Consider the following 23,871-nt stretch of genomic DNA (forward strand, 5'->3'; position numbering starts at 1 on the left):
GATAATTACTATTAATCGATATGCATTAGATAGAGTAAATGTTAAAAAAATGTATCGAGCATTAAGTTAGCACGATAATAGTTATTATCAAATTTACTTATCGCTTAATATGGTTACCCTATCGTATTTAGTAAGTTTAAGTGTTTGGTCAAAGGTGGAACATAATGTCATTAGATAAAATTTCGACCCAGCTCGCGGGCAATAAAAACTCATTACCCCCAGTAGAGTCATGGAATCCGCCTTATTGTGGTGAGATAGATATACAGATAAAAGCAAATGGTGATTGGTTTTACGACGGTGGTATTTTCAAGCGTTTACCCTTGGTGAAGCTATTTGCCTCGGTACTTATTAAAGAAATTAACAATGATGTCACTGAGTACTTTTTAGTAACACCGGTTGAAAAGGTCAAAATCAAAGTCGATGATGCGCCGTTTATACTTACTCAGTGGCATTGGCTTGATAAAGAAGAAACTATCATGCAGGTAAGTACTAATTTGCATGATGAATTTATTCTTAATGCAGAACATCCGTTGATGGTGACTGAAAACGGTGATTTGTATGTAACTGTACGGAGAAATTTACTGGCGAAAGTACACCGTAATGTCTATTACCAGTGGGCTGATATAGCACAGGCAACAGAGACTGAAAACGGCACTGAATTATTACTTTCAAGTGCCGAGTGTCAATTTAGTCTAGGACGTTTTTAGGCGGATTTTAGATGCTTTAGAGCAATATGATCTAACTTGAACCACAAACAGTGCAGCTTTTTTGTTTTTTCATATTGAACTGTTGCCATTGATTGGCTAAACCATCGAGTAAGTTAAGTTGGTTTATTTGCACCTTATTACCCGTTAACAACTTAATCGCTTGTAAGCTTTGCATGCCGGCAATCATGGCTAAAACCGGGCCAATAATTCCGATAGTTTGACAGTTATTGGTTGGTGCTTTTTCACTGGCAGGAAAAAGACAATGATAACAAGCACTGCTTTCATCACGCGGGTCTATGGTCAGTTGCTGACCATCAAAGCCAGTTGCAGCACCTACTATGAGTGGTGTTTTATGTTGTACACATGCTTGATTGATTAAGTACCGAGTTTGAATGTTATCAGAGCAATCTAGCACTAAGTCAACTTGCGGAAGGTAATATTCACATAACTCTTCATCGAGCATTTCATCAATAGCTTCAATCGTTACATCTGGAAATTGTTGCTGCAACTTTTCAGCAGCGGCATCGGCTTTATTCTCATCAATATTGTCTTCACTAAACAGAATTTGTCTAGGTAAGTTGCTGAGTTCTATGCAATCACCATCAGCGATAAAAAGTGTGCCTACACCAGCGGCAGCTAAATATAAACTCGCTGGATTACCTAAACCACCAACACCTAAGATAAGTACTTTAGCGTTACGAAGTGCTAATTGCCCTTGTTTACCTATTTTGTCCAACATGATTTGACGGGAGTATTTGAGTTGCTCTTGATTGCTTAACACGTATGTTCCTAGTTTATTTTTAGCTATGCTAATGGATAAAAGTGCGCACGGCACTGGCTTTGAACTGCAAATAGACTTGTTGTCTGCTCGCTAACGATAACTTTTGCTGCGAGAAAGCACTGATAGTGACAAAAAACTCTTGCGAGCCACAACTAATGGTCAGTAGTACCTTGTTTTGTTTATTACTTATTTGTTTGATGGTACCAAAGAGGTGATTAACAATGGAACTATTATTTGGCTCTGTTAGAGCGATACTAATATCACTAGCTAAAATAAAACAACGTAATTGAGTTTGATTTTCAAAGGATTTATCACTGATTAGATAAATTTCTTGTTGTGCGTTTAGCGCTAATACGGTTAAACCATGGCCATTATTAAATTGTTTTATTGCTAATGATAAGCTGGTTTGCTGATGAATAAGCGTACTTTCACCAAAGTTATTTAGCTGATGAATCACTTGGTGAATATTACCAAAATTAACGACTTTACCTTGTGCTAATACTAATAAGGTATCGCACACTTGCTGTAATTCATCTAAAGAGTGGCTGACATACAGCATAGGTAAATTAAGCTTCTTTTGAATGTTAAGTATCATCTTCAATAGCTGGGTTTTGCTGTGTTGATCAAGTGCACTTAAGGGTTCATCAAGCAGTAATAATTTGGGTTCGGCCAGAATAGCTCTTGCTAAGGCGACTCTTTGTTGTTGGCCACCCGATAACTCACTGATTTGGTGTTCAAGCAAAGCGGTTAACTCGGTGAGTTCGATTACTTCATTCAAGTCTAGTCTTCTGTTCTTACAACGCTTAACAGCATATTCTAGATTACCTAGTACAGATAAATGTCCAAATAAACGGCTATTTTGAAACACTAAACCAATTTGACGTTCTTCAGGTTTTAGGTAAATGCCTTTCGTGGTATTGACTAAAACTTTATCTGCAATATTAGTATCGGTTAAGGTTATTTCACCAACAAGTTTTTTTTCTAAACCTGCAATAGCACGAAGTAAGGTAGATTTACCTGAAGCTGAATGACCAAATATACCTGCGATACCGTTTAATGGTATTGGCAGTTTTATCTCTAAATCGAATTGCTGATAGCAGACGCTAATATTAATATCGAGTTGGGAATGTTTATCATCAGGTACGATATTAAAACTACCTTTAGTCAACGGAGTCTTATCTAAAAGAACATTACTCATAGCTATTAGTCTGCTTTTGTTTGGTGTTAACAGATAATCGTTGACGACGTTTTTTTTTCGGTAAATTTAACCAATATATAGCAGCTAGCAGAATCATAGAGCCTATGAGTAAACTGATGGAGAGTAGATGTGCTCTGGCATAATCAAAAGCTTCAACGTGATCAAATAATGCGATAGAAAGTACTCGGGTTTCACCAGGAATATTACCGCCAATCATTAAAATAATACCAAACTCACCTACGGTATGGGCAAAACCTAAGCTCGCTGCAGTGATAAAACTCGCTTTTGTTAACGGTAATACGATAGAGAAGAATCGGTCGATAGGACCAGCACCAAGTAAAGAGCCAGCTTCTAACAAAGAGTCTCCTAATTGTTCAAAAGCTTTTTGTAGCGGCTGAACGACAAAGGGCAGGGAGTATAAAACGGATCCAATAACGATGGCTGAAAAGCTAAAGGCTAGCTGTTGTCCCGTCGCTTGTTGCCATAGTTGGCCAGGTAAATGCTCTGGCGAAAAAGCGATAAGTAAATAAAAGCCTAATACCGTTGGCGGTAAAACTAAGGGTAATGCGACTACCGCTTCAATGATTACTTTAAATCGACTGGTCATTTTTGCCAGATACCAAGCGAGTGGAGTGCCAATCATCAATAGGATAATGGTGGTTAATGCCGCCATTTCTAAAGTAGTGATTAGAGCTTGTAAGTCTGAATTTATCATCTAATCGTTAACTCGTTTAACTTTTCATCAGTATTATTTACTTGCTTATTTAGCGCGTAACCATAGCTGACAATTGTTGTTTGGCTCTGAGCAGAAAGTAAAAACTCACTTAATTTTCTAGCGTTAACTTGCTGCTTACTGGCGCGAATAATAATTAACTGTTGCTCAATGGGCTGATGATAACTACTGGGGATAATTACCCCGGGTAAGTTGTTTAATACTAATTGGCTATTCGCCACAATACCACGGGTAACTGCTTTACTACGTAATTGCGCAAAGGTTTGGTTAATATTGATGCCAGTGATTAATCGGGACTGATAACGTTGCCAAAAACCTAAGTGAGTTAAAACCTCTTTGGCGGCTTTGCCATACGGAGCGATATCAGGATTAGCAATGGCAAAACGTGCTGGTGGCTTTTTTAGTTGTTCAAGTACTAGCTGTTCTTCAATAGGTGATTTTTCTTTAAGAGATAAGTGCTCAAGGGGTTTTACATTAGGGCTTACATCAGGAATCTTTACAGATGAATACAATGCTAACTGACCAATCGCATAGGTTTTACGGCTATTTTTTACTGCATAGCCGGCTTTCTCAAGCTGTTCTGGGCGACGGCTATCAGCACTAAGAAAAATATCAAAAGGAGCACCATGTTTAATTTGCAAAAACATGGCACCACTTGCACCGCTGATTAGTTGACTTTTTATGCCTGTTTGTTTGCTGAAGTCTTTAAGTAATACTTTTAATACCGGGGTGAAATTAGCGGCAACAGCAATACGTAACGGTTTGCTGATGTCACTTTTAGCCATGGTATTAGTTTTTATCTTAGTCGCAGTATTAGTACTGTCGTTAAAGTTACCAGGTTGGGCTTGGCTACTACTGACACAGAGTAGACAAATAACAAAGGCTGAGACTAAAAGTAGACGTAACACTTTAGCTCCAAAGCTCGGCTTTGTCAGTATCACTATTTTTAGCATCTAACCAATTTTCAGAGGCTTGTCCTGCGTCGGTAATTTTTTCTTTTTTCCAAAAAGGCGCTTTAACTTTTAAATAATCCATGATGAATTCATTGGCAGCAAAGGCATCTTGTCGATGTTTACTGGTTACGCCAACAAAGACAATTTGATCACCTATGCTGAGCTCGCCAATACGATGAATAACTTTTACCCGACCAATATTCCAACGTTCTTTTGCTTGAAGTATAATTTTAGCGAGTGACTTCTCTGTCATACCTGGGTAATGCTCAAGCGTTAAGGTAGTGACTGAATTACCATTGTTGTGATTTCTCACTCTGCCGGTAAAAGTAACAATTGCGCCATCGGTTAGGTTATCTTTTTCAAGTAAAAAAACTTCATCAGCTAAGCTGAAATCCTCTGCTTGAATAGATACTTCGTTTAAATCACTGTTAGTAGACATCACTTATCCCCCAGTAACAGGTGGGAAGAAGGCGACTTCATCACCTGATTTCACCAAGTGACTTCCATCAACCATGTCATGATTTACTGCGGATAAGAGTGACGTATTGCTGAAGGTTTGTTGCCATTTCTCATTTTTATCACTTAATAACTGCTTAATATCATTGACTGTTTTAGCATCATCAGCGGCTAGAGATAGTTCAGCACAGTCAAGCTGTTCTCTGAGTGCAGCAAAAAAAACGATTTTAATCATAAGGTTTTCTCTAGAATTTAGTTAAGTTAAGCAGAAGGGCTTTGCCAATGACCTGACTTACCGCCTTCTTTGGTTAATACTTCAATGCCGTGGATCATCATGGCAGGATCTGCCGCTTTACACATATCAAATAAGGTTAAACAAGCAATAGAAACCGCTGTTAATGCTTCCATTTCAACGCCTGTTTGTCCGGTTAAGCGACATAAGCTATTCACTTGCACTTGGCTGTTCTCTGTATCAAGGGTGAAATCGACAGCCACTTTACTGAGCATTAAAGGATGACATAAAGGAATTAAATCGCTGCATTTTTTCGCCGCTTGAATACCGGCAATACGGGCAACCGCAAACACATCGCCTTTTTTATGTTTGCCAGTAGTGATTAGTTCAAAAGTCGCTCGATTCATTTTGATAAAACCTTGCGCTGTAGCGGTACGTGATGTCATGGCCTTTTCGGTGACATCGACCATATTCGCTTCACCTTGCTGGTTTAGGTGGCTTAGTTCTGGTGTATTAGTTGTCATTAGCCACGAGTCTCACATTGCTCTGCACTGATATTTAAGTGTGGTACAAAGTTACAAGGACGATGACTGGCATCTAACTGCTCTTTAATCACTTTATCCCACGCTGTTTTACAAGCGTTGGTTGATCCAGGTACACACAGTACAACGGTTTTGTTAGCAATGCCGCCAAAAGCGCGAGATTGTATAGTAGAAGTGCCAATTTCCAATAATGATACATGACGAAATATTTCGCCAAAACCTTCAACCGCTTTATCGAACAATGGTGTTAAGGCTTCAGGGGTATTATCACGTTCAGTAAAGCCAGTACCGCCAGTCGAAATAATGGCATGAATGGCGTCATCTGCTATCCATTTTGATACTTGGGCACGTAGTTGATAGACATCATCAATAACAATCGCTTTATCGGCTAAGTTGTGGCCTGATTCGATTAAGCGTTCAACAAGTGCTTGACCAGAGGTGTCGTTTTCTTCGGTACGTGTATCCGATACCGTTAAAACGGCGATATTTAAGGGAACGAAAGTTTTGCCGCCATGTGCTGACATAGGTTTATCCTTTACTAAATCTTTGATTTAAAAATATTGTGGTGTTTTTGCCATTGGTATTGATGTGTATTGCTACTTGATACCTTTGGCTTAAAACTGTTGTTGTGCTTTTTGCCATTGTTCAGGCGTATTGGTATTAAAAAGTAGCTGACTATTAAGACTTGAAATAGCCTGATGCGGAACTTTTTCTAACATACCCCTAACGGAAGGACCATTTTTAGCGTTATTTTTACTACCATAGCCACTATTCTCAGCTGTTTTTTCGCCTCGAAATGCCTGTGCTAAAAACATTGATAAGAATGCATTGTTGGGCAAGTACAAAGGAATATGGTGCATTTGCTTTTGACTGTCACTGAAAAAAGTCGCCTTCTGACTCAGCTCCCCTTTTAGTCGTAACTCAGCTAAAGCTGAGGCAGTCATTAAGGGTAAATCAACGGGTAATATTAATAAGGCTTTGGGTTGCAAGTGTTCAGGGCTATTTGCAAGGTAATGCGCAAGCACACTATAAATGCCACCAACAGGTCCTGCTTGTGCCACACAGTCTGGAATTTGATGGTTATCACCGCTAATGACGATATTTTTTATACCCGCATCAACCAACAGCTGTTTAGAAAAATCTAGCATGGAAACTTCAGATCTAACTGGTGAGTTTACAGGCCTATCTTGATGACTAAATTTTTGATGGATAAGCTGGGATTTATCTTGCCCCATGCGAGAAGATAAACCGCCAGCGAGCACTACACCTAGGCAATCAATTCTTTGAAAAGTCATGATTAACCTCCAAGCATGGCAAGGTGTTTAGTGGCACCTGTTAGTTTGTCATGCAAGTAGTGAGTCGCTTTTTTATCATCTAATAAGGTTAATATTTTTGCTTGTAACGGCTTAATATCATCACTTTGTAATTCTTCTCGTAATGACAAACCTTCTTCACCAAATAAGCATAAATGCAACTTGCCACTTGAACTTATGCGTAAGCGGTTACAGCTATTACAAAAATCTTTAGAGTAAGGCATGATCAAGCCGACTTTACCTTGATAATCTGGATGGTAAAATTCTTGTGCAGGGCCAGCTGATTTATTTTGAATAACGGGAAGCCAGCCATCGAGAATTAAGTTCTGCTTAATACGAGAGCCTTGTACATGCTGCGCATCAAAAAATTCTTGATTGTCACCAGTTTGCATCAACTCAATAAAGCGCAAAGTAATCGGGGTATCTTTTAGCCAATCAAGGTAGCTTTGAATCTCTCTACCGCTATGATCACGCATTAATACCGTATTAACTTTAACCGACGCTCTGCCGTCAGCCAATGCCATATCAATACCTGTCAGGATAGTTTTGAGTTTATCGTGGCCGGTAATAGCGTGAAATTGGCGCGGGTCTAAGCTATCGATACTGATATTGATTGCATCAATGCCAGCATCTAACCATTGCGGTAGGTGCTCTGGTAATTTAAAACCATTACTGGTAATTGCTACTGTTTTGATGCCGGCTGTTTCTTTACAGATCCGAATTATTTCAGGTAAGTCTTTACGTAAGGCGGGCTCACCACCGGTAATTCGGATCTTTTCAGTTCCGAGCTCGGCGAAAGCTTTTGTTATACGTTTGATTTCACATAGTGATAAAAAATCACGCGGCTGATCGCACTGATAACCATCAGGTAAGCAGTAATTGCAACTAAAATTGCAAACGTCAGTAATAGAGAGACGCAGGTATGAGAACCTACGGCCAAAGTTGTCTGTTAGCATGTCACCTTTCCAAATGTAGGGAGGCTAACGTGTTTCCTTGTTAACCCTGGCAACTAAAAACCATTATTATCATGGTTTTAGTTACGGCGTGTCACAACATGATTACTTAAAGTAAGTGGCTTGATTTAGCCAAAAAACAAAGCAAAGTTAGCTGAGATAGCTCGGTGTTATAAATAAAGTTCTGTTCAATAATTAGTATATACCTGCTCCCCTCCAAGATCCAATACTGCATCTTGAAGTGTAATGTGTATACGCAGTTATTATCGCGAGAGGGTAATGCTTTTTTCCAACCTCATTATTGATCACAATCAATAAAAAGACGGTTAAATGACTATTAATTTTATCGGTACTTAAGCGATACTAGCGTTAACGAATTTATCAATGATCATTTGGTCAGTATGTCTCTAAACAAGCTTATAAATTGAGTTGTTTTAGAGCTAAAATTATCGTATCAAATAATTGTACTATGTATTTTAAGAGAGTTTTTATGTCTGATTGTTGCTCAGCTCCAGGGCTTTTACCTTTTGAACAAGCCTTAGCGAATATGTTATCGCAAGTATCACCTATCACTGAAACGTTAACCTTGCCTATTGAGCAAGCGTTGCATTATGTCTTAGCGCAAGATATTGCTAGTCCATTAAATGTACCTCCTCATGATAACTCTGCGATGGATGGTTATGCTTTTGCTATTGAAAGTTTACGTGCCAGTAAAACGCTAACGCTTGTTGGCCGATCTATGGCGGGAGCGCCTTTTCAAGGAATATGTCAGCCAGGTGAATGTATTCGAATTATGACCGGCGCTAAAATGCCTGATTGTTGTGACTCTGTGGAGATGCAAGAAAATGCTAGCACTGATGGCGAACAAATCACCTTTTCACAAGAGAAGAGTTTTGGCTCTCATGTACGAAATGCCGGTGAAGATATTAAGATTCATCAACAAGTGCTGCATTCTGGCCATAAATTAACGGCGGTTGATATTGGTGTACTCGCGTCTTTGGGCGTGGCTGAAATTATTGTTTATAGAAAACTGAAAGTCGCGTTAATTGCTACCGGTGATGAGCTTAAATTACCAGGTCAAGCGTTGCGAGTAGGTGATATCTACGAGTCTAACAGTTTTGTTTTAGCGGCCATGCTTGAAACCTTGCATGTTGATGTTATTGATTTTGGTATTATTAGCGACGACTTCGAAGCGATTAAAGCGGCTTTTGTTAGTGCTGATGAGCAGGCTGATGCGGTTATTTCTTCGGGTGGTGTATCAGTAGGAGATGCGGATTACACTAAAACTGTTTTAGATGAATTAGGCGAGATCGGCTTTTGGAAAATAGCGATGAAGCCAGGTAAGCCTTTTGCTTTTGGTAAACTGCCTAATAGTGTGTTTTTTGGTTTACCGGGCAACCCTGTTTCAGCGTTAGTCACTTTTCATCAATTAGCTCTGGTCGCGCTAACTAAAATGCAAAATGCGCAACCTTTAAAGCGTACCCATTTAACGGTGAAATGTAGTACTGAATTACGTAAATCTCCAGGTCGACTAGATTTTCAACGCGGTGTACTCTCTGTTAACGACGAAGGTGAAAATGTAGTTAGCTCTACCGGCTCACAAGGCTCAGGTATTTTATCCAGCTTAGCGCGAGCTAACTGCTTTATTATTCTGCCAAGTGAGCAGGGTAAAGTAGCGGCAGAAGAGAAAGTTACCGTGCAACTGTTTGATGAATACCTTTAACTCCTTATAAACATTAAATAAGATTAAAGTGTACGTTTGATCTGTTTGGCATGTAGGTGTAGTATTGTTGTCTTAAAGTACAATAAAGTGGTAGAGCGTTATGATTACACACCAACTCAGTTTTGCTAAAATTAATCTTTTAAATAATAATGTTGCAGAAGTCATTGTTAGTGAAAATGTAGAGATATCTTTAGAAATGTCTGAAGAGTATGACGATTTTATGTCTAAAACATTTTCAAATGATTTTGCTATCTTGGTAAACAAAATCAATCAATATGATTTTTCATTTGAAGCGAAAATAAGCATGGCGTCACATGAAAATTTAACGGCTATTGCTGTTATTACTTATGATGACGAAAGCAAAAAATCGGTAGACAAAGTTGCAGCGATACGTGAATTTGATGGTTGGAACTTGAAAGTATTTAATGGTTTAAATTTAGGCTGGCAGGATGGCTTGGATTGGTTACAGAGCGAATTGAATGCTAAAAAATTAGATAAGTAATTTTGCCAAATGACTAAAAATAAAATTTTAGTCTGATTGCAATTAAACAAAAAACGCTGTCAGTATTACTACGGGCAGCGTTTTTTATTGATTAATTAATCGCTATTTTGTTATAACTGAGCGAAACACTTATCGGCAGCAACTAGCGTTTTTTCAATAATTTCATCGCTGTGCGCTGTTGATAAAAAGCCTGTTTCATAAGCTGATGGCGCTAAGTAAACACCTTCGGCTAACATCAAGTGGAAGAAGCGTTTAAACATTTCTCCATCACATTGAGTGGCTTGTTCATAAGTAGTGATAGTGTTTTTATCTTCAGTGAAGAAAAATCCAAACATTGCACCGACATAATTAACACTTAAGCTAATGCCATTTCGCTCAGCAGCGGCTTTTATGCCCATCGCTAGCTTCTCTGTAGAAGTAGTAAGCTGTTGATGTTTATTTCCTTGGGCTAACTCAGTCAGTGACGCTAAACCAGCCGCCATAGCAATTGGGTTACCAGATAAGGTACCTGCTTGATAAACTGGACCAACAGGAGCAATATAATCCATTATCTCTTGTTTGCCACCGAATGCGCCAACAGGCATACCACCACCAATAACTTTACCTAAGGTAGTTAAATCAGGCTTAATGTTATAAAGCGCTTGAGCACCACCTAATGCAACACGGAAACCAGTCATTACTTCATCAAAAATTAATACGCTGCTGTATTGATCACAAACATCACGTAAACCTTGAAGAAATCCTTCAACAGGAGGAATGCAGTTCATGTTACCGGCAACAGGCTCAACAATAATACAGGCTATTTCGTCAGCATATTTAGCGAAAATTTCTTTTACTTCTTCAATATTGTTATAGCTAACTGTCAGAGTATGTTTAGCGAAATCTTCAGGAATACCTGGAGAGTTTGGAACACCCATAGTTAACGCGCCAGAGCCTGCTTTTACTAACAAAGCGTCGGCATGACCATGATAACAACCTTCAAATTTTAATATTTTATCGCGGCCAGTAAAACCACGTGCTAAACGGATAGCGCTCATCGTGGCTTCTGTGCCAGAGCTAACCATGCGTAAAGATTCCATGGATGGTACTAATTCACGTACCTTTTCAGCCATAGTAATTTCAAGCTCCGTTGGCGCACCAAAACTTAAACCGTTTTTAGCGGTAGTAATAACAGCTTCAAGAATAGCAGGATGATTATGACCTAAGATCATCGGTCCCCATGAACCAACATAATCAATATATTCTTTATCATCGGCGTCATAGATATAAGCGCCTTGAGCACGTTTTATAAAACAAGGTGTGCCACCAACGCCGTTGAAAGCACGTACAGGAGAGTTAACGCCACCTGGGATAATCTTTTGAGCTTGTTCAAATAACTGTTCTGATTTATTCATAATTGCTTCTTCTCAAATCGTTACTAAGACCAATCGAACTAATAAAGTAATGCGTTTGGTCTTATAAGGAGTATTGCCATTAGGCGTTTTTATTTGTGAACCAGTTTACTGGTTTTTCATATTGCGTTAATTGATCTTCAACACTTAACGTTAATACAAGGAATGAGCCCATGCGTAGGCTAACATTCACAAAGTTCGTTAAGCGTTTTTATTTGTAAACCAATTTACCGGTTTTTCATATTGCGTTAATTGATCTTCAACACCTAACGTTAATACAAGGAATGAGCCCATGCGTAGGTTAACTTCACAATGTTCGTTAGGCGTTTTTATTTGTAAACCAATTTACCGGTTTTTCATATTGCGTTAATTGATCTTCAACACCTAGGGTTAAGGCAAACAAAGCCATACGTACTAAAACACCATTTTGTGCTTGTCTAAAAATGGCGAGGTTATCTAAATCATTTAAATCGGTATCAAGTTCGTTAGCTTCTGGACGAGAGTCGCGTGGTAAAGGGTGCATAATTACCGTGTTTTCTCGGCAATACTTTTGGTAAACACTCTTGTTTAAACTGAAATGGCCACGATATAACTCTGCTTCATCTTTGCTGGCAAAACGCTCTTGTTGAATTCTTGTTTGATAGATCACATCAGCGGATAAGTTACCTGCCATCGTTTCGGTCACAATGACTTCATGGCCGGCATCACTTAATGTGGAGATAACACTATCAGGCATTTGTAACGCTTTTGGCGCTACCATAGTAATTTTTACATTGTCATAGAGACTCAGTAATTTTGACAATGAATGGACTGTTCGGCCATGTTTTAAGTCGCCCATCAAGACAATATTTAAGTCATCTAAGCCTTTATTAAAATGCATCATTTCAGACTGAATAGTAAATAGGTCAAGTAAAGCCTGAGTTGGGTGTTCATTCGCTCCATCGCCACCATTGATAACCGGCACAGAACTACCTTGTGCAAATTGTTCTACCGAATGCATTTGTGGATGACGCATGGCAATAACATCTGAGTAGCCACTGATCACTTGAGCGGTATCAAATAAAGATTCACCTTTACTCAGCGAAGAGTTTTCCTGACCAACAGTTTCACGGACAAAGCCGCCCAGTAGATTAAAAGCTGTACCAAAACTAACACGGGTACGTGTACTCGGTTCAAAAAACAAGTTACTTAATATTGCACCATCGAGCACATGACAACGTTTTTGTCTTGACGCATAAGGCGCCATTTGCGCAGAAATTTGCAAAATTTTAGCGATAGCTTCACGGTCAAATTGTGAGACCGACAGAATATGGTTGCCTTGGAATTTCATCATCTTGATTTGTTACATTGAAAGGGAGAAAATTTGCCAGAATATAGCATAAAACCGCTACTTTGTGAATGTTAAACAGGATATTAACAGTCAGTGAAAATAAAAAAAGGCAGATGTTACTGCCTTTTATAATTAGTTGCTAGTTGCTAAATTCGCCGACGATTAAATATTAACAAGGTGAGAATGAATAAGACAAAATAGGAACTACTACCGCTGGATTTACTTGATGTTTGTGCGGGTGCAGGTGTTGGTGTTGTTGGAACTGAAATAGCTATGGGTGTAAAAATAACATTTTTTAAATAACCTTCATCTTTTCCTTCACTCGCACCGCCATCTTTCTTATATAGCCAGGTTACTTGATGCTCCCCTACGGTTAAATCATCAATGGTAACCTTGGTATAAGCTATTTCACCGGAAATAAAATTTATTTGTTCACCGTCAACAAGGAGATATAAAGCATCAAAAGGTTCATCAGGGTTATCGGTGTTCTCCTCAGAGGAAACTGACCAATCAAATGATAAGGATCCCGCTCCAGAAAAAGTCAATAAAACAACACTTTGTTGATTATTTCCAATAGCACCACTCATTACTGCCGCTTCGGTATTATCGATTAGCCACGGGCTGTCACCACCACTAAACCAGAGTAATTCTGAAGAGCCATTTGACAGTTGAGTGTTAATGTCACTATTCGCAGCAATAGCCTCAGCATTGATGAAATATGAGCTGGTTGGAATATTTATATCACCACTATTGATAACTATTTCCATGCTATGCTGACCGACAGTTTTAGCATCAAAATTAACTTCAATTTGGCAACTTTGTTTTGCCGCTAATGTGCTGCAATTATCGGTATTCAAACTAAAACCGGTACTGCCCACTTTGTTAGCTTCAAGTGTAAAAGTTAAACTTGCGGTTATATTACTATTATTGGTTATGGTTAGTTGTTTGGTTTGGGCGGTGTTTTGTGGGGTAATAGCAAAGTCCGGGCTAGGTTCAACGGCTATACCTTGGGTAATACTTTTGATCCAATCGGTAAAGTTACCCACGCGGGCATAAACATCGGGGAATGCAGCATCAGCACAGCCAACACCATAGCTGACTATACCTATTTGTTGCCAGCCTTGGTTAGTATTGACTAATAAGGGACCGCCACTATCACCTTGGCATGAACCTTTTCCGCCACCTAAAAATTCAGCGCAGATCATACTGTCAGTAATGCCAACCTGATTTGGTAAATAATCAATGCCTTCTAACTCAGTATAAGCTTGCGCTAAAGTATCTTTGCATTGTTCATTACTTAACAGGGACAACTCAACTCGACGCAATTTATCTGGTTGGCTGTTTGGCGGAGACTCATCATTTGGGCCGTAAGCATTTATGTTACCCCAACCTATAACCGTAGCTGAATTGTTAGCAAGGGCTAATTGTCGACTGGTATCGTAATCGAGTAGGGTAACGGCAGGGTTGTTAACAGTTTCTACTAGCTCAATTAAGGCTATATCGTTATTTAAAGAACTGCCCTCATTATACTCAGGGTGCATGTAAATACGCTTAATGGCTTTAGCATTAGCGGCGCCATCACTTAAGTCATATTCGCCAATATTCACTTTTAAAAAATTTATATTGGCTCCATCAACACAATGAGAAGCGGTCAAAACCCATCTTTCGCCGATAAAGCTAGCGCCACAAGTCGCTGTTTGGCTAAGCGCTACTTGTTCCGAGATATTAATAGTGGCAATGCTCTCAAGCTGATTGAGTAAAAGGGTCCCGTCATTTTGACTGATAGCGATGACAGGAATAGTACCTGAAAAATCTTCGCCTAAGGTGCCACTTATAACACCTGAAGTATTGTTGAAGATAACCGCACCGACACCTCCGCTTGTTTGGCAATTTTCAACCTTTACCGAGAAGTCTATTTCACCACGGGCTATTAAACATATTTTGTTTTCAGCTAAAGTACAAAGAGAATCACCAAGTCCACAATCAACCATAGTGGCACTGGCTTGGCCGGAGGGACTATTTGAAAAAGGTTCACTATCGTATTGAGTGCCAGCAACCTCTAAAGAAGTACTTACCGCATTTTGAGTGAAAACCAATGCAGACATCCAGGGCCAATCACCTTGGACAGCAAGCTCGCCGCCAACAATTTTGGGCTTGGCTAAAAGCGAATTTGATTGGTTCGTTGCGTTTATGGGAGACGATAATAGTATTGAGAACGCTAGCATAGCGAGTAAAAAGTACTTCATTACAATATTCCCTAATAAGGTCAGTTAAGCGGTTAATGCCTAAATTGCACCTAGTTAATCTTTGGGTAAGTTACCTTCTATTGATTATAACCGCAATGTTGGAAAAATGAAGTTTCAGGCCGTTTTGTCATGATTTGTAGAGAACCTTGTGATTTTCTGTTTGGCTAGGGGGATGTAGGCAACCAAGAAAAACAATAAAAAAACTATTGTGGTGCCGATGTTATATTGTTTATCACTCAATAAATTAAAGTAAGTTAAGCCATTTTCAATTAAAGCAATAATGATAGCTGAAAAAAATAAAGTTAACTTGTTACTATGACCGTGGGCACCGATGGCTTTAGCTAATGCATAACCTAAAATAGGAATAAATGACCAAATGACAAAGACAACTAAGGAGAAAAAGAGGGCACTCGCAGCAAGGGTGTTTTTAGAAAAAACACCGACAATGGCATAAAGTTGAATGACTACATAACCTAAGTATAAATACAGCATGAATACTCTTATTTTTAATGATAGAGAAGAAGTTACATAGGTTTAACATAGGCTAAGATAATGATAGCAAATAAGATCAGTACAGGGATCTCATTGAATATACGATAGAAACGTCCAGAACGAATATTTTTATCTAGGGCAAAGGTTTTAACTAATTTAAAACAGTAACCATGATAAACATACAGCACTGTGACTAAGCTTAATTTGATATGTAACCACTTAGCGGCAATAAACCAGTCAGACCCATAAGCATGAATAATTGCTAAACCAATTAACAGGTTAAAAATGGCAAAAGGCGTGACAAAATACAGTAAGCGTTTTTCCATGCCTTTAAGTTGCTCAGCTACCTCAGCCGAGGTCGTTTCGGCATGGTTGACAAATAAGCGTGGTAAATAAAAAATACCGGCAAACCAAGCCACCATAAAAATGACATGAAATGCTTTAAGCCAGAGAATATTGTTGATTAAAAACGTGTCCATTAATTAAGTTTTCCTTCTACTAAATAAATTCTAAGTTGTTCAAAAGTTACCAAGCCGATGCAGTCATTGATATCTTTATGGTAAATATATACTGCACCTGAACGCTGCTCTACTAACGCTAAATAGGCTTCTGCCAAAGTTGCTTGATGATTCAAGGGAATGAGCTTGTGCAGTATTAATTGTTTATCAAGCTTATGTTCAATATCTTCACCTTCATCGTCAGCTACATCGGTATCTAATTGCGCCCAATAATAATTATTTATCTTATTTTCTTCGATAGCCGCTTCTTTGTTAATAATTAATTGTGACTCATGGCTATTAATGAGTTCTCCAATAATAGTACGGGTACTTGCTTGTTCTAAAATCAATAAATTATCTTTCATCACCGCTAAGGCTCCAATATTTTGCAATGATTCTTCAATGGGAGGTTTGTTATAGAGCAAGTTTTGCGCATCTAATTGCATGGTAAAGATAGATTCATTCTTACAAAGCTGTCGGGACACTATACTTGCGATTGTAATGACGATCATGGCGGGAACAACTAACTCAAGTTGACCCGATAGTTCGACCACAGCAAGCAGGGCAGCAAGCGGGGCACTTAAGCTGGCAGCCATAAAGCCAGCCATGCCCATTAAAATAAAATCACTACCTAAATGCTCTCCAGGTAATACTTGTATAACAATAGCTCCAGCACAAGCGCCAGCAATAGCACCAATACCTAACGTTGGTCCAATAATACCGCCAGGTATACCTAAACCTAGCGCAAACATTGTCATTAATAATTTAGCAACAAGTAAACTAACCAGAAATCCTAATTGCGCATTACTTGTTAATGAAATATCAATTGCGCTAGTACCTGTGCCCATAGCACCAGGTACTAAATATCCGAGTGTGCCGGTAATAAGCGCAGCAAGCAGTAAGCGCGGTACTATGTGGTATTTAACGCTCTGCTTAATAATGAGAACCAAGTACTTATTAAATGCAGCGGCCAATATCCCTAACCCTATCGCTAATAGCGCTAAAGAAAGATAATGGTGTTGCTCAAGCGCTATGGTGTGGAAGTATTGAAAATTATGGCTGGTACCAAAAACACTACGGGTAATCAAAGAGCCGACAATTGAAGCGAGCATCACAGGGACAAAAATATGAACCTTATATTCGCGCATGATCACTTCCATAACAAAAATTACCGCGGCTATCGGGGTATTAAATGTTGCCGCTATACCTGCAGCTATACCGCAAGCGCATAACGTACGCACGCTGTTATAAGGTAATTTGAGTACACTGCCTAAATAACTACTGCATGCAGCACCAAGGTGAACCGCTGGCCCTTCACGCCCCACAGAAAAACCAGAGGCGAGCGCTACGGCACTACCCCAGAATTGGTTTAAGGTGTTTTTAAGGGGAATGACGCCATGGGCGACTTTTAATCGATGTAAAACAAAAGGAATGCCTGTACGTAGGTATTTATAACCAGTAAGCCAAGCAATTAAGAGGATTATAAGTGCGCCTATGATGGGTAAATCAAAACGACTTACTTCATCTAAGCTGTTATAGTTGTCGCGCTTTATTAGGTATAACTGCTGAATTCCTTCAATAGTTAGGGTAAATAGCACAACTAATAAAGCTGAAGCGCAGCCTCCAATAATGGCAAGTAAGCAAATTTGCCAAGATGTATTAGGCAAAGCTAAGTGTTTTCTTATTGCTGCGATTGATATCATCATTACAGGATTATAATACTTTACAAATGAAATGGTTAGCAAAAATAAATCTTGGTGTTGTTATTGAACGCTTAGGAACATTTAAATCGGCTTTGTTTTTATTAACAGTTATCAGCCTTTGTCTTTTTACTGGCTATCGTTTAGGAAATTATTATCACCATTTTCAGATAACTAATCTTGAACAGCAAAAGGTTAGGTTAGAGCAGCTTTATCAACAACAAGAGACGAATACAGCGCGAATTCACACCTTAGAAGTTGAATTAGCGGTAGAGCAATTGGCTAATCAAAAAGCGCAAGGCTTACTTAAATCGGCCGCCGAACAACAGTTTGAAGTAAAAAAACAGCTAGCCTTTTATGAAAAGGTCATGGCACCAGAAAAACAAGCAGCTGGTTTATTTGTTGAAAATGTAAAAATACAAGCAAGTAAAATCCCGAATAAATACCATTTTCAAGTGACTTTAGTACAACAACAATTAAAGCGTCGTTATAGTAAAGGTTACATTGAATTAATATTTGAAGGTCGAGAAGGTAACAAAGCAGTAAAGCTTAAACTTGAAGAAGTTGCCGAGTTAAGCAAAAAAGATTTGAAATTTAGTTTTCAATATTTTCAGATTATTAATGGTGAATTTACCTTACCCGTTAACTTTACCCCTGAAAATGTCCTAGTATCAGCCATTCTAACTAAGTCTCGCTGGCAAAAGTATGCCAAGAAAGATAAAAGCGTGTCATGGCAAGTTAATCAATAGCGGTAATACATGGCAAAGAATAATACTTGACTAAAATAGTCAGGTTTAAGATAATTAACCTTGTTGTTATCCATCCCACGTTATAGCGTATTTTTTTGTACTTTGTTGTACTAAGTAGAGCACCATGTCAGACCTAGAATTACCCATTAAATTTACCGATTCTGCCGCGAGCAAAGTGCTTTCGCTAATCACAGAAGAAGAAAATCCTGCTCTTAAACTACGTGTTTATGTTACTGGTGGTGGTTGTTCAGGTTTTCAATATGGTTTTACCTTTGATGAAAAAGTGAATGATGGCGATATGACCATTGAAAAACAAGGCGTTATGATGGTAATCGATCCTATGAGCTTACAATACCTTGTTGATGGTGAAGTAGATTATCTTGAAAGTCTAGAGGGTAGCCGCTTTGTGGTGAATAACCCAAATGCTAGCAGCACCTGTGGCTGTGGTTCATCTTTTTCTATCTAACTTTAAATTAGATAGCGTCAAAGTGCCGACAGTTTGTCGGCATTATTGTTTCTACCTCTGCACGTTTATCGAATATTCCTTACATACTTAGCTGTTAAAATTACAAAGATTGACAAAAAACATAACAATTTGTTGCAAGTTAGTTTATCTCCCCCTTATAAAACAAGTTATGATATTCGCCATAAATATGGAGATATATGATGAAACTTACCCTAAATTCTAGCTGGTTAGCACAACGCCCTTACCTTATTGCGACATTAATTACCCTGGTTTTAGTCTTATGGATGGCTTCTGGCCCCAGTGCCGCGGAGCAAAAGTCAGAGATAAAAGCAAAAATCCCTAGTCACGATGAAAAGCAAGTGACAGCAAAAGTCAAAGTTGAAACCCGGCTTGGACAAGATATTCATAAAACGATTGAGCTTTATGGCCGTACCGAGCCTGATCGTATCACCACCCTAAAAGCTGAAATACGTGGGAAAATTATTCAGGTCTTAGCAAAGCGAGGTTCAACAGTTTCTAAAGGGCAAGTTATTGCCAAAATTGCTTTAAATGATTTACCTGCGCAATTGACACGCAGCAAAGCATTGTTGAATCAACGTGAAGTGGAATACCAAGGCGCATTAAAGCTAAATGAGCAAGGCTATCAAGGCAAGGTACATTTGGCGCAATCATATGCGGCACTTGAGTCAGTTAATGCTGAAATAAAAAGATTAGAATTAGATATTGCCAATACTATTATCAAGGCACCTTTTGCCGGTATTCTTAATACGCGTTATGTCGAAGTAGGTGATTATGTTGCCTCTGGTGATGATATTGCCATGATTGCTGATTTAGACCCGCTTATTGTTCGAGCGCATGTGACTGAGCTACAAATAAGTCAGTTGTCTGTTGGTCAAGTGGCGCAAGTTAGCTTATTAAATGGCGAAAAAGCACAAGGCACGCTGCGTTATATAGCCAGTGTCGGCAATGATGCAACTAACACCTTTAAAATTGAAGTGGCTATTGATAATAAAAAAGCGCATCTGTTAGCTGGTTTAAGTAGTGAATTAATCATAGATTTAGCCAAAATGTCGGCGATAAAAATATCACCAGCGCTACTCGCTTTAGATGAACAAGGTAATATTGGTGTTAAATCAGTTAAAGAATCTATTGTTCAATTCACGCCAATTGAGATTATTAAAAGTGAAAGTGATGGCATATGGTTATCAGGTCTAGGCGATCAAGCCGATATTATTGTCTTAGGACAAGGTTTCGTGCGTGCTGGTGATAAAGTTGAAGCCATCTTCGATAACGTAGACGATAAAGCAAGTGATAGTGTTGATAAGCAAGCGGTTTCCACTAACGCTGTGCAAGACTAGGAGCTATTATGTTAACGCTTATTGAAGCCGCATTAACCCGCACTCGCTCTGTACTGATGTTATTTGTACTACTGCTTATTTCTGGTGCAGTTACTTATAACAATATTGCTAAAGAAGCCAACCCAGACATCACTATTCCTATTATTTATGTGTCTATGGTTCACGATGGTATCTCCCCAGAAGATGCTGAACGCATGTTAGTCAGACCGATGGAAAATGAACTGAAATCCATCGCTGGCATAAAAGAAATGCGTTCTAATGCCGGGGAAGGACATGCCTCTGTTACCTTAGAATTTATTGCCGGACTTGATCCTAAAGAAGCACTTGCTGATGTGCGCGATAAAGTGACTTTAGCCAAAGCTAAGTTACCGAATGAGACTGAAGAGCCAGTAGTCAATGAAGTCACCATGGCTAACCAAGAAGCAGCACTCACGGTCGTTTTATCAGGTGCTGTTACTGAGCGAGGTTTGATAACCATAGCGCGTAATGTCAAAGATAAAATTGAAGGCATGCAAGAAGTGCTAGAAGTTGAGATTGGTGGCGACCGTGAAGATATGGTTGAAATTATTGTCGACCCGTTATTAATGGAAAGCTACGGGCTTGACCAAGCTGATATTTATAACCTCGTTGAACGTAATAATCGTTTGGTGCCAGCAGGAACAATGGATACTGGTAAGGGACGCTTTGCCATCAAAGTACCTTCTGTTTTTGAAAATATTCAAGATTTACTTGAGCTGCCTATCAAGGTTGATGGCGATCGCGTGATTACTTTTCAAGATGTATCAACGGTACGTCGTGCTTATAAAGATCCTACTAGCTTTGCCCGGTTAAATGGTCATCGCTCTGTATCGATTGAAGTCAAAAAACGCTCTGGTGAAAACCTAATAGAAACAGTTGATAAAGTTAAAGATATTGTTAATGAAAGTCGTCTTAAGTGGCCACAACAAGTCAAAGTAGATTATGTCGGTGACCAATCAATAGAAATAAAGAACACCCTGACAGATTTACAAAATAATGTTTTTTCAGCGGTATTATTAGTCGTGATTGTTATTATCGCCGCCTTAGGTGGTCGTACTGCTTTATTAGTTGGTTTAGCTATACCAGGAGCATTTTTAACCGGAATATTAGTTATCGCTTTAGCGGGTATGACCGTCAATATTGTTGTGCTATTTGGTTTGATTATGGCTGTGGGAATGCTTGTTGATGGTGCGATTGTTGTCACCGAATTTGCTGACAGACAAATGAATGAAGGGCAGAGTAAAAGTGTCGCTTATGGCACTGCTGCTCGTCGTATGGCATGGCCGATCATTGCGTCAACAGCAACAACATTGGCAGCCTTTGCTCCCTTGATGTTTTGGCCAGGTATTATGGGTGAGTTCATGAAATACTTACCTTTCACACTGATCGCTGTGTTATCAGCCTCTTTAGCAATGGCGTTGATCTTTGTACCTACATTAGGCACTGTTTTGGGTAAAGCACGTGTCGTTAGTAAAAACGAACAGCAACAAATAGAGTATGCGGAAGCGGGGGACTTCAATAAATTATCGGGTTTTACCGGCCGTTATATTCGTGTTCTGACAACAGCGATTAAACATCCCTGGAAAATTGTTGCAGGTACCTTCGCCATCTCTTTTGTCGTGATGTGGTTATATGGCGCATCAGGTCTGGGCGTGAGTTTTTTCCCTGAGGTTGAGCCGCAAAGTGCCACTATGGTAGTACGCTCTCATGGCGATTTATCAGTAAAAGAAAAAGACGTCATTATGCGCTCTATAGAAGAACGTATCTTACCGCTAGAAGAAATCGAAACCTTATATACACGCACGGGTGGCAGTAACCAAGTGGGTACCTTTAAATTAAATTTTGTTGATTGGCAGATAAGACGGTCAGCGGATGACATCGTTGCCAATATTCATGAATTGACTGATGATTTAGCCGGCGTTGAAATTGAAGTACGAAAGAATGAAAACGGTCCGCAAAGTGGCAAGGATCTCAAACTTGAATTAAGCTCACGTTTTCCTGAGGAGTTAGATAAATCGGTAAAAATTATACGTGATGCTTTACAAGCTACCGGAAAATTCACCGATATTGAAGATACCGGCGCGAAACCCGGTATTGAATGGCAGTTGATCATTGATCGAAATAAAGCCGCTACTTATGGCGCCGATGCGGCGTTAGTTGGCTCAAGTGTGCAGATGGTTACCAACGGCTTAAAACTCGGTGAATATCGCCCCGATGATGTTGATGATGAACTCGATATTCGTGTTCGTTTTCCTGAAGAAAAGCGCAATATAAGTCGATTAGATTCTTTGCGACTTAAAACCGCTGCGGGTCTAGTGCCTGTTGGCAGTTTTGTTGAACGTAAAGCTGCACCTAAAGTTGATACTATTCGTCGTGTTGATGCGAAACGTGTTGTTACTGTGCAAGCTAACTTAATTGCCGGTGCGCAATTATTGAATGAGTTACCACTGCTAAAAGAGCAGTTACCGACATTAGGTTTACACCCATCAGTTGATATTGCTGTTAAAGGGCAAAACGAAGACCAAGAAGAATCAAAGGCATTTTTAGTGAATGCTTTTGCTATCGCGCTCTTTGTTATGGCGATGATTTTAGTGACTCAATTTAATAGTTTTTATCAGGCACTCTTGATTTTAAGTGCGGTAATATTCTCGACTGTGGGTGTATTTTTGGCACTGTTATTGGTGCAAAAACCGTTTGGTATTGTGATGGGCGGTATTGGCGTTATCTCGTTAGCGGGTATTGTGGTGAATAACAATATCGTGCTGATTGATACCTACAATGTTCTACGCAAAGAAGGTCACCGAGTCATTGATGCTATATTGCGAACCGGTGCTCAACGTTTACGACCAGTTATGTTAACCACTATAACCACCATTTTGGGCTTATTGCCTATGGTCTTACAGGTTAACTTAGACTTCTTTGAACGCACTATTGTTTTTGGTGCACCATCGACACAGTGGTGGACACAGTTGGCAACAGCGATTGCTGGCGGCTTAGCTTTTGCTACGGTACTAACCTTAGTGCTAACACCTTGTCTATTGGTATTAAGAGATAAGCGTAAAGAAGATAAACAGGCAACGGCAACAATTATGCTGCAAAAAGAAGCTAATGATATTACTCAAGTTAAGCAAATTAAAGAAGTCGGCAGCGCTGCTTAGCTAGTTCTTTAGTTGGCTCACATTCATTGCTTGAATAACGCACGACCTAACGGGAATTTGTTTTCGTTGGGTCGTGCGTTTCTATTTAAATGTACCCATCTCTGCCACAGTCACCTTAGGATTACTCATTTTAAACGGTCGATATTGTTTAAGCTAAACATACTTTAAATACCTAAAATCTCAACACTCTCCTCAATATTCAGCGCTTGAACTAAATACCGCTTTTGAATAAATCTCACTGATAATGCTTCCTTTGTGGGAGAGTTGTCGCAAACTTGGTTTATTTTGTTGCACATAGATAATAAAAACATTACCCTCACGTCAATTAATTGTTAATAACAATTTAATTTAATTGAATTCATAATCAAACATA

General features: G+C 39.2%; 23 protein-coding genes and 1 riboswitch. Of the genes, 7 read left to right on the forward strand and 16 right to left on the reverse strand.

What is annotated here, in order from left to right; genetic code table 11:
- The first annotated feature begins 164 nt into the window (after nucleotides 1-164).
- Nucleotides 165-707 (forward strand): DUF1285 domain-containing protein, encoded by a 543-nt coding sequence (locus CXF85_RS06225; protein ID WP_101227650.1) that lies wholly within the window; start codon nucleotides 165-167, stop codon nucleotides 705-707.
- Nucleotides 708-738: 31 nt separating this feature from the next.
- Here CXF85_RS06225 and CXF85_RS06230 read toward each other — a convergent pair whose 3' ends face one another.
- The 10 genes from CXF85_RS06230 to moaA all read right to left on the reverse strand — a co-directional run bounded on the left by CXF85_RS06230 (nucleotide 739) and on the right by moaA (nucleotide 7,871).
- Nucleotides 739-1,488, reverse strand: a complete 750-nt coding sequence (locus tag CXF85_RS06230) for a HesA/MoeB/ThiF family protein (protein WP_101227651.1) — start codon at nucleotides 1,486-1,488, stop codon at nucleotides 739-741.
- A 28-nt stretch (nucleotides 1,489-1,516) separates the two neighbouring features.
- Entirely contained in the window at nucleotides 1,517-2,686 is a 1,170-nt protein-coding gene (modC, locus tag CXF85_RS06235) for a molybdenum ABC transporter ATP-binding protein (protein WP_101227652.1), read from the reverse strand.
- Entirely contained in the window at nucleotides 2,679-3,401 is a 723-nt protein-coding gene (gene modB, locus CXF85_RS06240; protein ID WP_101227653.1) for a molybdate ABC transporter permease subunit, read from the reverse strand. Before modB ends, modC begins: the two co-directional genes overlap by 8 nt.
- Nucleotides 3,398-4,327, reverse strand: coding sequence for a molybdate ABC transporter substrate-binding protein (gene modA / locus CXF85_RS06245; RefSeq protein WP_101227654.1), 930 nt, complete (start codon nucleotides 4,325-4,327; stop codon nucleotides 3,398-3,400). The genes modB and modA overlap by 4 nt, the downstream gene beginning before the upstream one ends.
- Before the next feature lies 1 nt (nucleotide 4,328).
- Entirely contained in the window at nucleotides 4,329-4,811 is a 483-nt protein-coding gene (moaE, locus tag CXF85_RS06250; protein ID WP_101227655.1) for a molybdopterin synthase catalytic subunit MoaE, read from the reverse strand.
- A 3-nt stretch (nucleotides 4,812-4,814) separates the two neighbouring features.
- Entirely contained in the window at nucleotides 4,815-5,063 is a 249-nt protein-coding gene (moaD, locus tag CXF85_RS06255; RefSeq protein ID WP_101227656.1) for a molybdopterin converting factor subunit 1, read from the reverse strand.
- 26 nt (nucleotides 5,064-5,089) lie between these two features.
- On the reverse strand, nucleotides 5,090-5,584 hold the full coding sequence (moaC, locus tag CXF85_RS06260) for a cyclic pyranopterin monophosphate synthase MoaC (RefSeq protein ID WP_101227657.1): 495 nt from the start codon (nucleotides 5,582-5,584) through the stop codon (nucleotides 5,090-5,092).
- The gene (gene moaB, locus CXF85_RS06265; protein ID WP_101227658.1) at nucleotides 5,584-6,126 is read right to left on the reverse strand and encodes a molybdenum cofactor biosynthesis protein B; all 543 of its coding nucleotides are present in this window, start codon (nucleotides 6,124-6,126) and stop codon (nucleotides 5,584-5,586) included. Before moaB ends, moaC begins: the two co-directional genes overlap by 1 nt.
- Nucleotides 6,127-6,216: 90 nt before the next feature.
- A complete protein-coding gene (gene mobA, locus CXF85_RS06270; protein ID WP_101227659.1) occupies nucleotides 6,217-6,897 on the reverse strand; it encodes a molybdenum cofactor guanylyltransferase in 681 nt (226 codons plus the stop codon).
- A gap of 2 nt (nucleotides 6,898-6,899) precedes the next feature.
- On the reverse strand, nucleotides 6,900-7,871 hold the full coding sequence (gene moaA / locus CXF85_RS06275) for a GTP 3',8-cyclase MoaA (protein ID WP_101227660.1): 972 nt from the start codon (nucleotides 7,869-7,871) through the stop codon (nucleotides 6,900-6,902).
- A riboswitch (molybdenum cofactor riboswitch) is annotated at nucleotides 7,858-8,050 on the reverse strand. (Overlaps the previous gene by 14 nt.)
- Nucleotides 8,051-8,358: 308 nt before the next feature.
- Here moaA and moeA point away from each other — a divergent pair.
- Nucleotides 8,359-9,591, forward strand: coding sequence for a molybdopterin molybdotransferase MoeA (moeA, locus tag CXF85_RS06280; protein WP_101227661.1), 1,233 nt, complete (start codon nucleotides 8,359-8,361; stop codon nucleotides 9,589-9,591).
- A 100-nt stretch (nucleotides 9,592-9,691) separates the two neighbouring features.
- Nucleotides 9,692-10,093, forward strand: a complete 402-nt coding sequence (locus CXF85_RS06285) for a hypothetical protein (protein ID WP_101227662.1) — start codon at nucleotides 9,692-9,694, stop codon at nucleotides 10,091-10,093.
- 110 nt (nucleotides 10,094-10,203) lie between these two features.
- Here the strand turns inward: CXF85_RS06285 and hemL are convergent, their stop codons facing one another.
- From hemL to CXF85_RS06315, 6 genes are all read right to left on the reverse strand, one after another.
- Nucleotides 10,204-11,487, reverse strand: coding sequence for a glutamate-1-semialdehyde 2,1-aminomutase (hemL, locus tag CXF85_RS06290; protein ID WP_101227663.1), 1,284 nt, complete (start codon nucleotides 11,485-11,487; stop codon nucleotides 10,204-10,206).
- A 316-nt stretch (nucleotides 11,488-11,803) separates the two neighbouring features.
- Nucleotides 11,804-12,817 carry an aspartate carbamoyltransferase gene (locus CXF85_RS06295; RefSeq protein WP_198555515.1) on the reverse strand — a complete coding sequence of 338 codons (1,014 nt, stop codon included), beginning with the start codon at nucleotides 12,815-12,817 and terminating at the stop codon, nucleotides 11,804-11,806.
- A gap of 143 nt (nucleotides 12,818-12,960) precedes the next feature.
- Nucleotides 12,961-15,060, reverse strand: a complete 2,100-nt coding sequence (locus CXF85_RS06300) for a trypsin-like serine protease (protein WP_101227664.1) — start codon at nucleotides 15,058-15,060, stop codon at nucleotides 12,961-12,963.
- 114 nt (nucleotides 15,061-15,174) lie between these two features.
- Nucleotides 15,175-15,552 (reverse strand): hypothetical protein, encoded by a 378-nt coding sequence (locus tag CXF85_RS06305; RefSeq protein ID WP_101227665.1) that lies wholly within the window; start codon nucleotides 15,550-15,552, stop codon nucleotides 15,175-15,177.
- A 32-nt stretch (nucleotides 15,553-15,584) separates the two neighbouring features.
- On the reverse strand, nucleotides 15,585-16,031 hold the full coding sequence (locus tag CXF85_RS06310; RefSeq protein ID WP_198555517.1) for a CopD family protein: 447 nt from the start codon (nucleotides 16,029-16,031) through the stop codon (nucleotides 15,585-15,587).
- Entirely contained in the window at nucleotides 16,031-17,755 is a 1,725-nt protein-coding gene (locus CXF85_RS06315; protein ID WP_101227666.1) for a chloride channel protein, read from the reverse strand. The genes CXF85_RS06310 and CXF85_RS06315 overlap by 1 nt, the downstream gene beginning before the upstream one ends.
- A 23-nt stretch (nucleotides 17,756-17,778) precedes the next feature.
- Between CXF85_RS06315 and CXF85_RS06320 the strand changes: the two genes are divergently transcribed.
- From CXF85_RS06320 to CXF85_RS06335, 4 genes are all read left to right on the forward strand, one after another.
- A complete protein-coding gene (locus tag CXF85_RS06320; RefSeq protein WP_101227667.1) occupies nucleotides 17,779-18,498 on the forward strand; it encodes a DUF6776 family protein in 720 nt (239 codons plus the stop codon).
- A gap of 124 nt (nucleotides 18,499-18,622) precedes the next feature.
- On the forward strand, nucleotides 18,623-18,964 hold the full coding sequence (gene erpA / locus CXF85_RS06325; RefSeq protein WP_101227668.1) for an iron-sulfur cluster insertion protein ErpA: 342 nt from the start codon (nucleotides 18,623-18,625) through the stop codon (nucleotides 18,962-18,964).
- Between the two features lie 197 nt (nucleotides 18,965-19,161).
- Entirely contained in the window at nucleotides 19,162-20,322 is a 1,161-nt protein-coding gene (locus CXF85_RS06330; RefSeq protein WP_232771094.1) for an efflux RND transporter periplasmic adaptor subunit, read from the forward strand.
- An 8-nt stretch (nucleotides 20,323-20,330) separates the two neighbouring features.
- Complete coding sequence (locus tag CXF85_RS06335; RefSeq protein WP_101227670.1) at nucleotides 20,331-23,498, forward strand: efflux RND transporter permease subunit; 3,168 nt, start codon at nucleotides 20,331-20,333, stop codon at nucleotides 23,496-23,498.
- Nucleotides 23,499-23,871 lie beyond the last annotated feature (373 nt).

Origin of the sequence: Colwellia sp. 75C3, assembly GCF_002836255.1 — a bacterium.
Classification (GTDB): domain Bacteria; phylum Pseudomonadota; class Gammaproteobacteria; order Enterobacterales; family Alteromonadaceae; genus Colwellia.

What these genes read in the sequence shown, in the direction of transcription:
- CXF85_RS06225 (WP_101227650.1), top strand. Translation starts at nt 165, where the DNA reads ATGTCATTAGATAAAATTTCGACCCAGCTCGCGGGCAATAAAAACTCA.
- modC (WP_101227652.1), bottom strand. Translation starts at nt 2,686, where the DNA reads ATGAGTAATGTTCTTTTAGATAAGACTCCGTTGACTAAAGGTAGTTTT.
- modB (WP_101227653.1), bottom strand. Translation starts at nt 3,401, where the DNA reads ATGATAAATTCAGACTTACAAGCTCTAATCACTACTTTAGAAATGGCG.
- moaE (WP_101227655.1), bottom strand. Translation starts at nt 4,811, where the DNA reads ATGTCTACTAACAGTGATTTAAACGAAGTATCTATTCAAGCAGAGGAT.
- moaD (WP_101227656.1), bottom strand. Translation starts at nt 5,063, where the DNA reads ATGATTAAAATCGTTTTTTTTGCTGCACTCAGAGAACAGCTTGACTGT.
- moaC (WP_101227657.1), bottom strand. Translation starts at nt 5,584, where the DNA reads ATGACAACTAATACACCAGAACTAAGCCACCTAAACCAGCAAGGTGAA.
- moaB (WP_101227658.1), bottom strand. Translation starts at nt 6,126, where the DNA reads ATGTCAGCACATGGCGGCAAAACTTTCGTTCCCTTAAATATCGCCGTT.
- mobA (WP_101227659.1), bottom strand. Translation starts at nt 6,897, where the DNA reads ATGACTTTTCAAAGAATTGATTGCCTAGGTGTAGTGCTCGCTGGCGGT.
- moaA (WP_101227660.1), bottom strand. Translation starts at nt 7,871, where the DNA reads ATGCTAACAGACAACTTTGGCCGTAGGTTCTCATACCTGCGTCTCTCT.
- moeA (WP_101227661.1), top strand. Translation starts at nt 8,359, where the DNA reads ATGTCTGATTGTTGCTCAGCTCCAGGGCTTTTACCTTTTGAACAAGCC.
- CXF85_RS06285 (WP_101227662.1), top strand. Translation starts at nt 9,692, where the DNA reads ATGATTACACACCAACTCAGTTTTGCTAAAATTAATCTTTTAAATAAT.
- hemL (WP_101227663.1), bottom strand. Translation starts at nt 11,487, where the DNA reads ATGAATAAATCAGAACAGTTATTTGAACAAGCTCAAAAGATTATCCCA.
- CXF85_RS06295 (WP_198555515.1), bottom strand. Translation starts at nt 12,817, where the DNA reads ATGATGAAATTCCAAGGCAACCATATTCTGTCGGTCTCACAATTTGAC.
- CXF85_RS06300 (WP_101227664.1), bottom strand. Translation starts at nt 15,060, where the DNA reads ATGAAGTACTTTTTACTCGCTATGCTAGCGTTCTCAATACTATTATCG.
- CXF85_RS06305 (WP_101227665.1), bottom strand. Translation starts at nt 15,552, where the DNA reads ATGCTGTATTTATACTTAGGTTATGTAGTCATTCAACTTTATGCCATT.
- CXF85_RS06310 (WP_198555517.1), bottom strand. Translation starts at nt 16,031, where the DNA reads ATGGACACGTTTTTAATCAACAATATTCTCTGGCTTAAAGCATTTCAT.
- CXF85_RS06315 (WP_101227666.1), bottom strand. Translation starts at nt 17,755, where the DNA reads ATGATGATATCAATCGCAGCAATAAGAAAACACTTAGCTTTGCCTAAT.
- CXF85_RS06320 (WP_101227667.1), top strand. Translation starts at nt 17,779, where the DNA reads ATGAAATGGTTAGCAAAAATAAATCTTGGTGTTGTTATTGAACGCTTA.
- erpA (WP_101227668.1), top strand. Translation starts at nt 18,623, where the DNA reads ATGTCAGACCTAGAATTACCCATTAAATTTACCGATTCTGCCGCGAGC.
- CXF85_RS06330 (WP_232771094.1), top strand. Translation starts at nt 19,162, where the DNA reads ATGATGAAACTTACCCTAAATTCTAGCTGGTTAGCACAACGCCCTTAC.
- CXF85_RS06335 (WP_101227670.1), top strand. Translation starts at nt 20,331, where the DNA reads ATGTTAACGCTTATTGAAGCCGCATTAACCCGCACTCGCTCTGTACTG.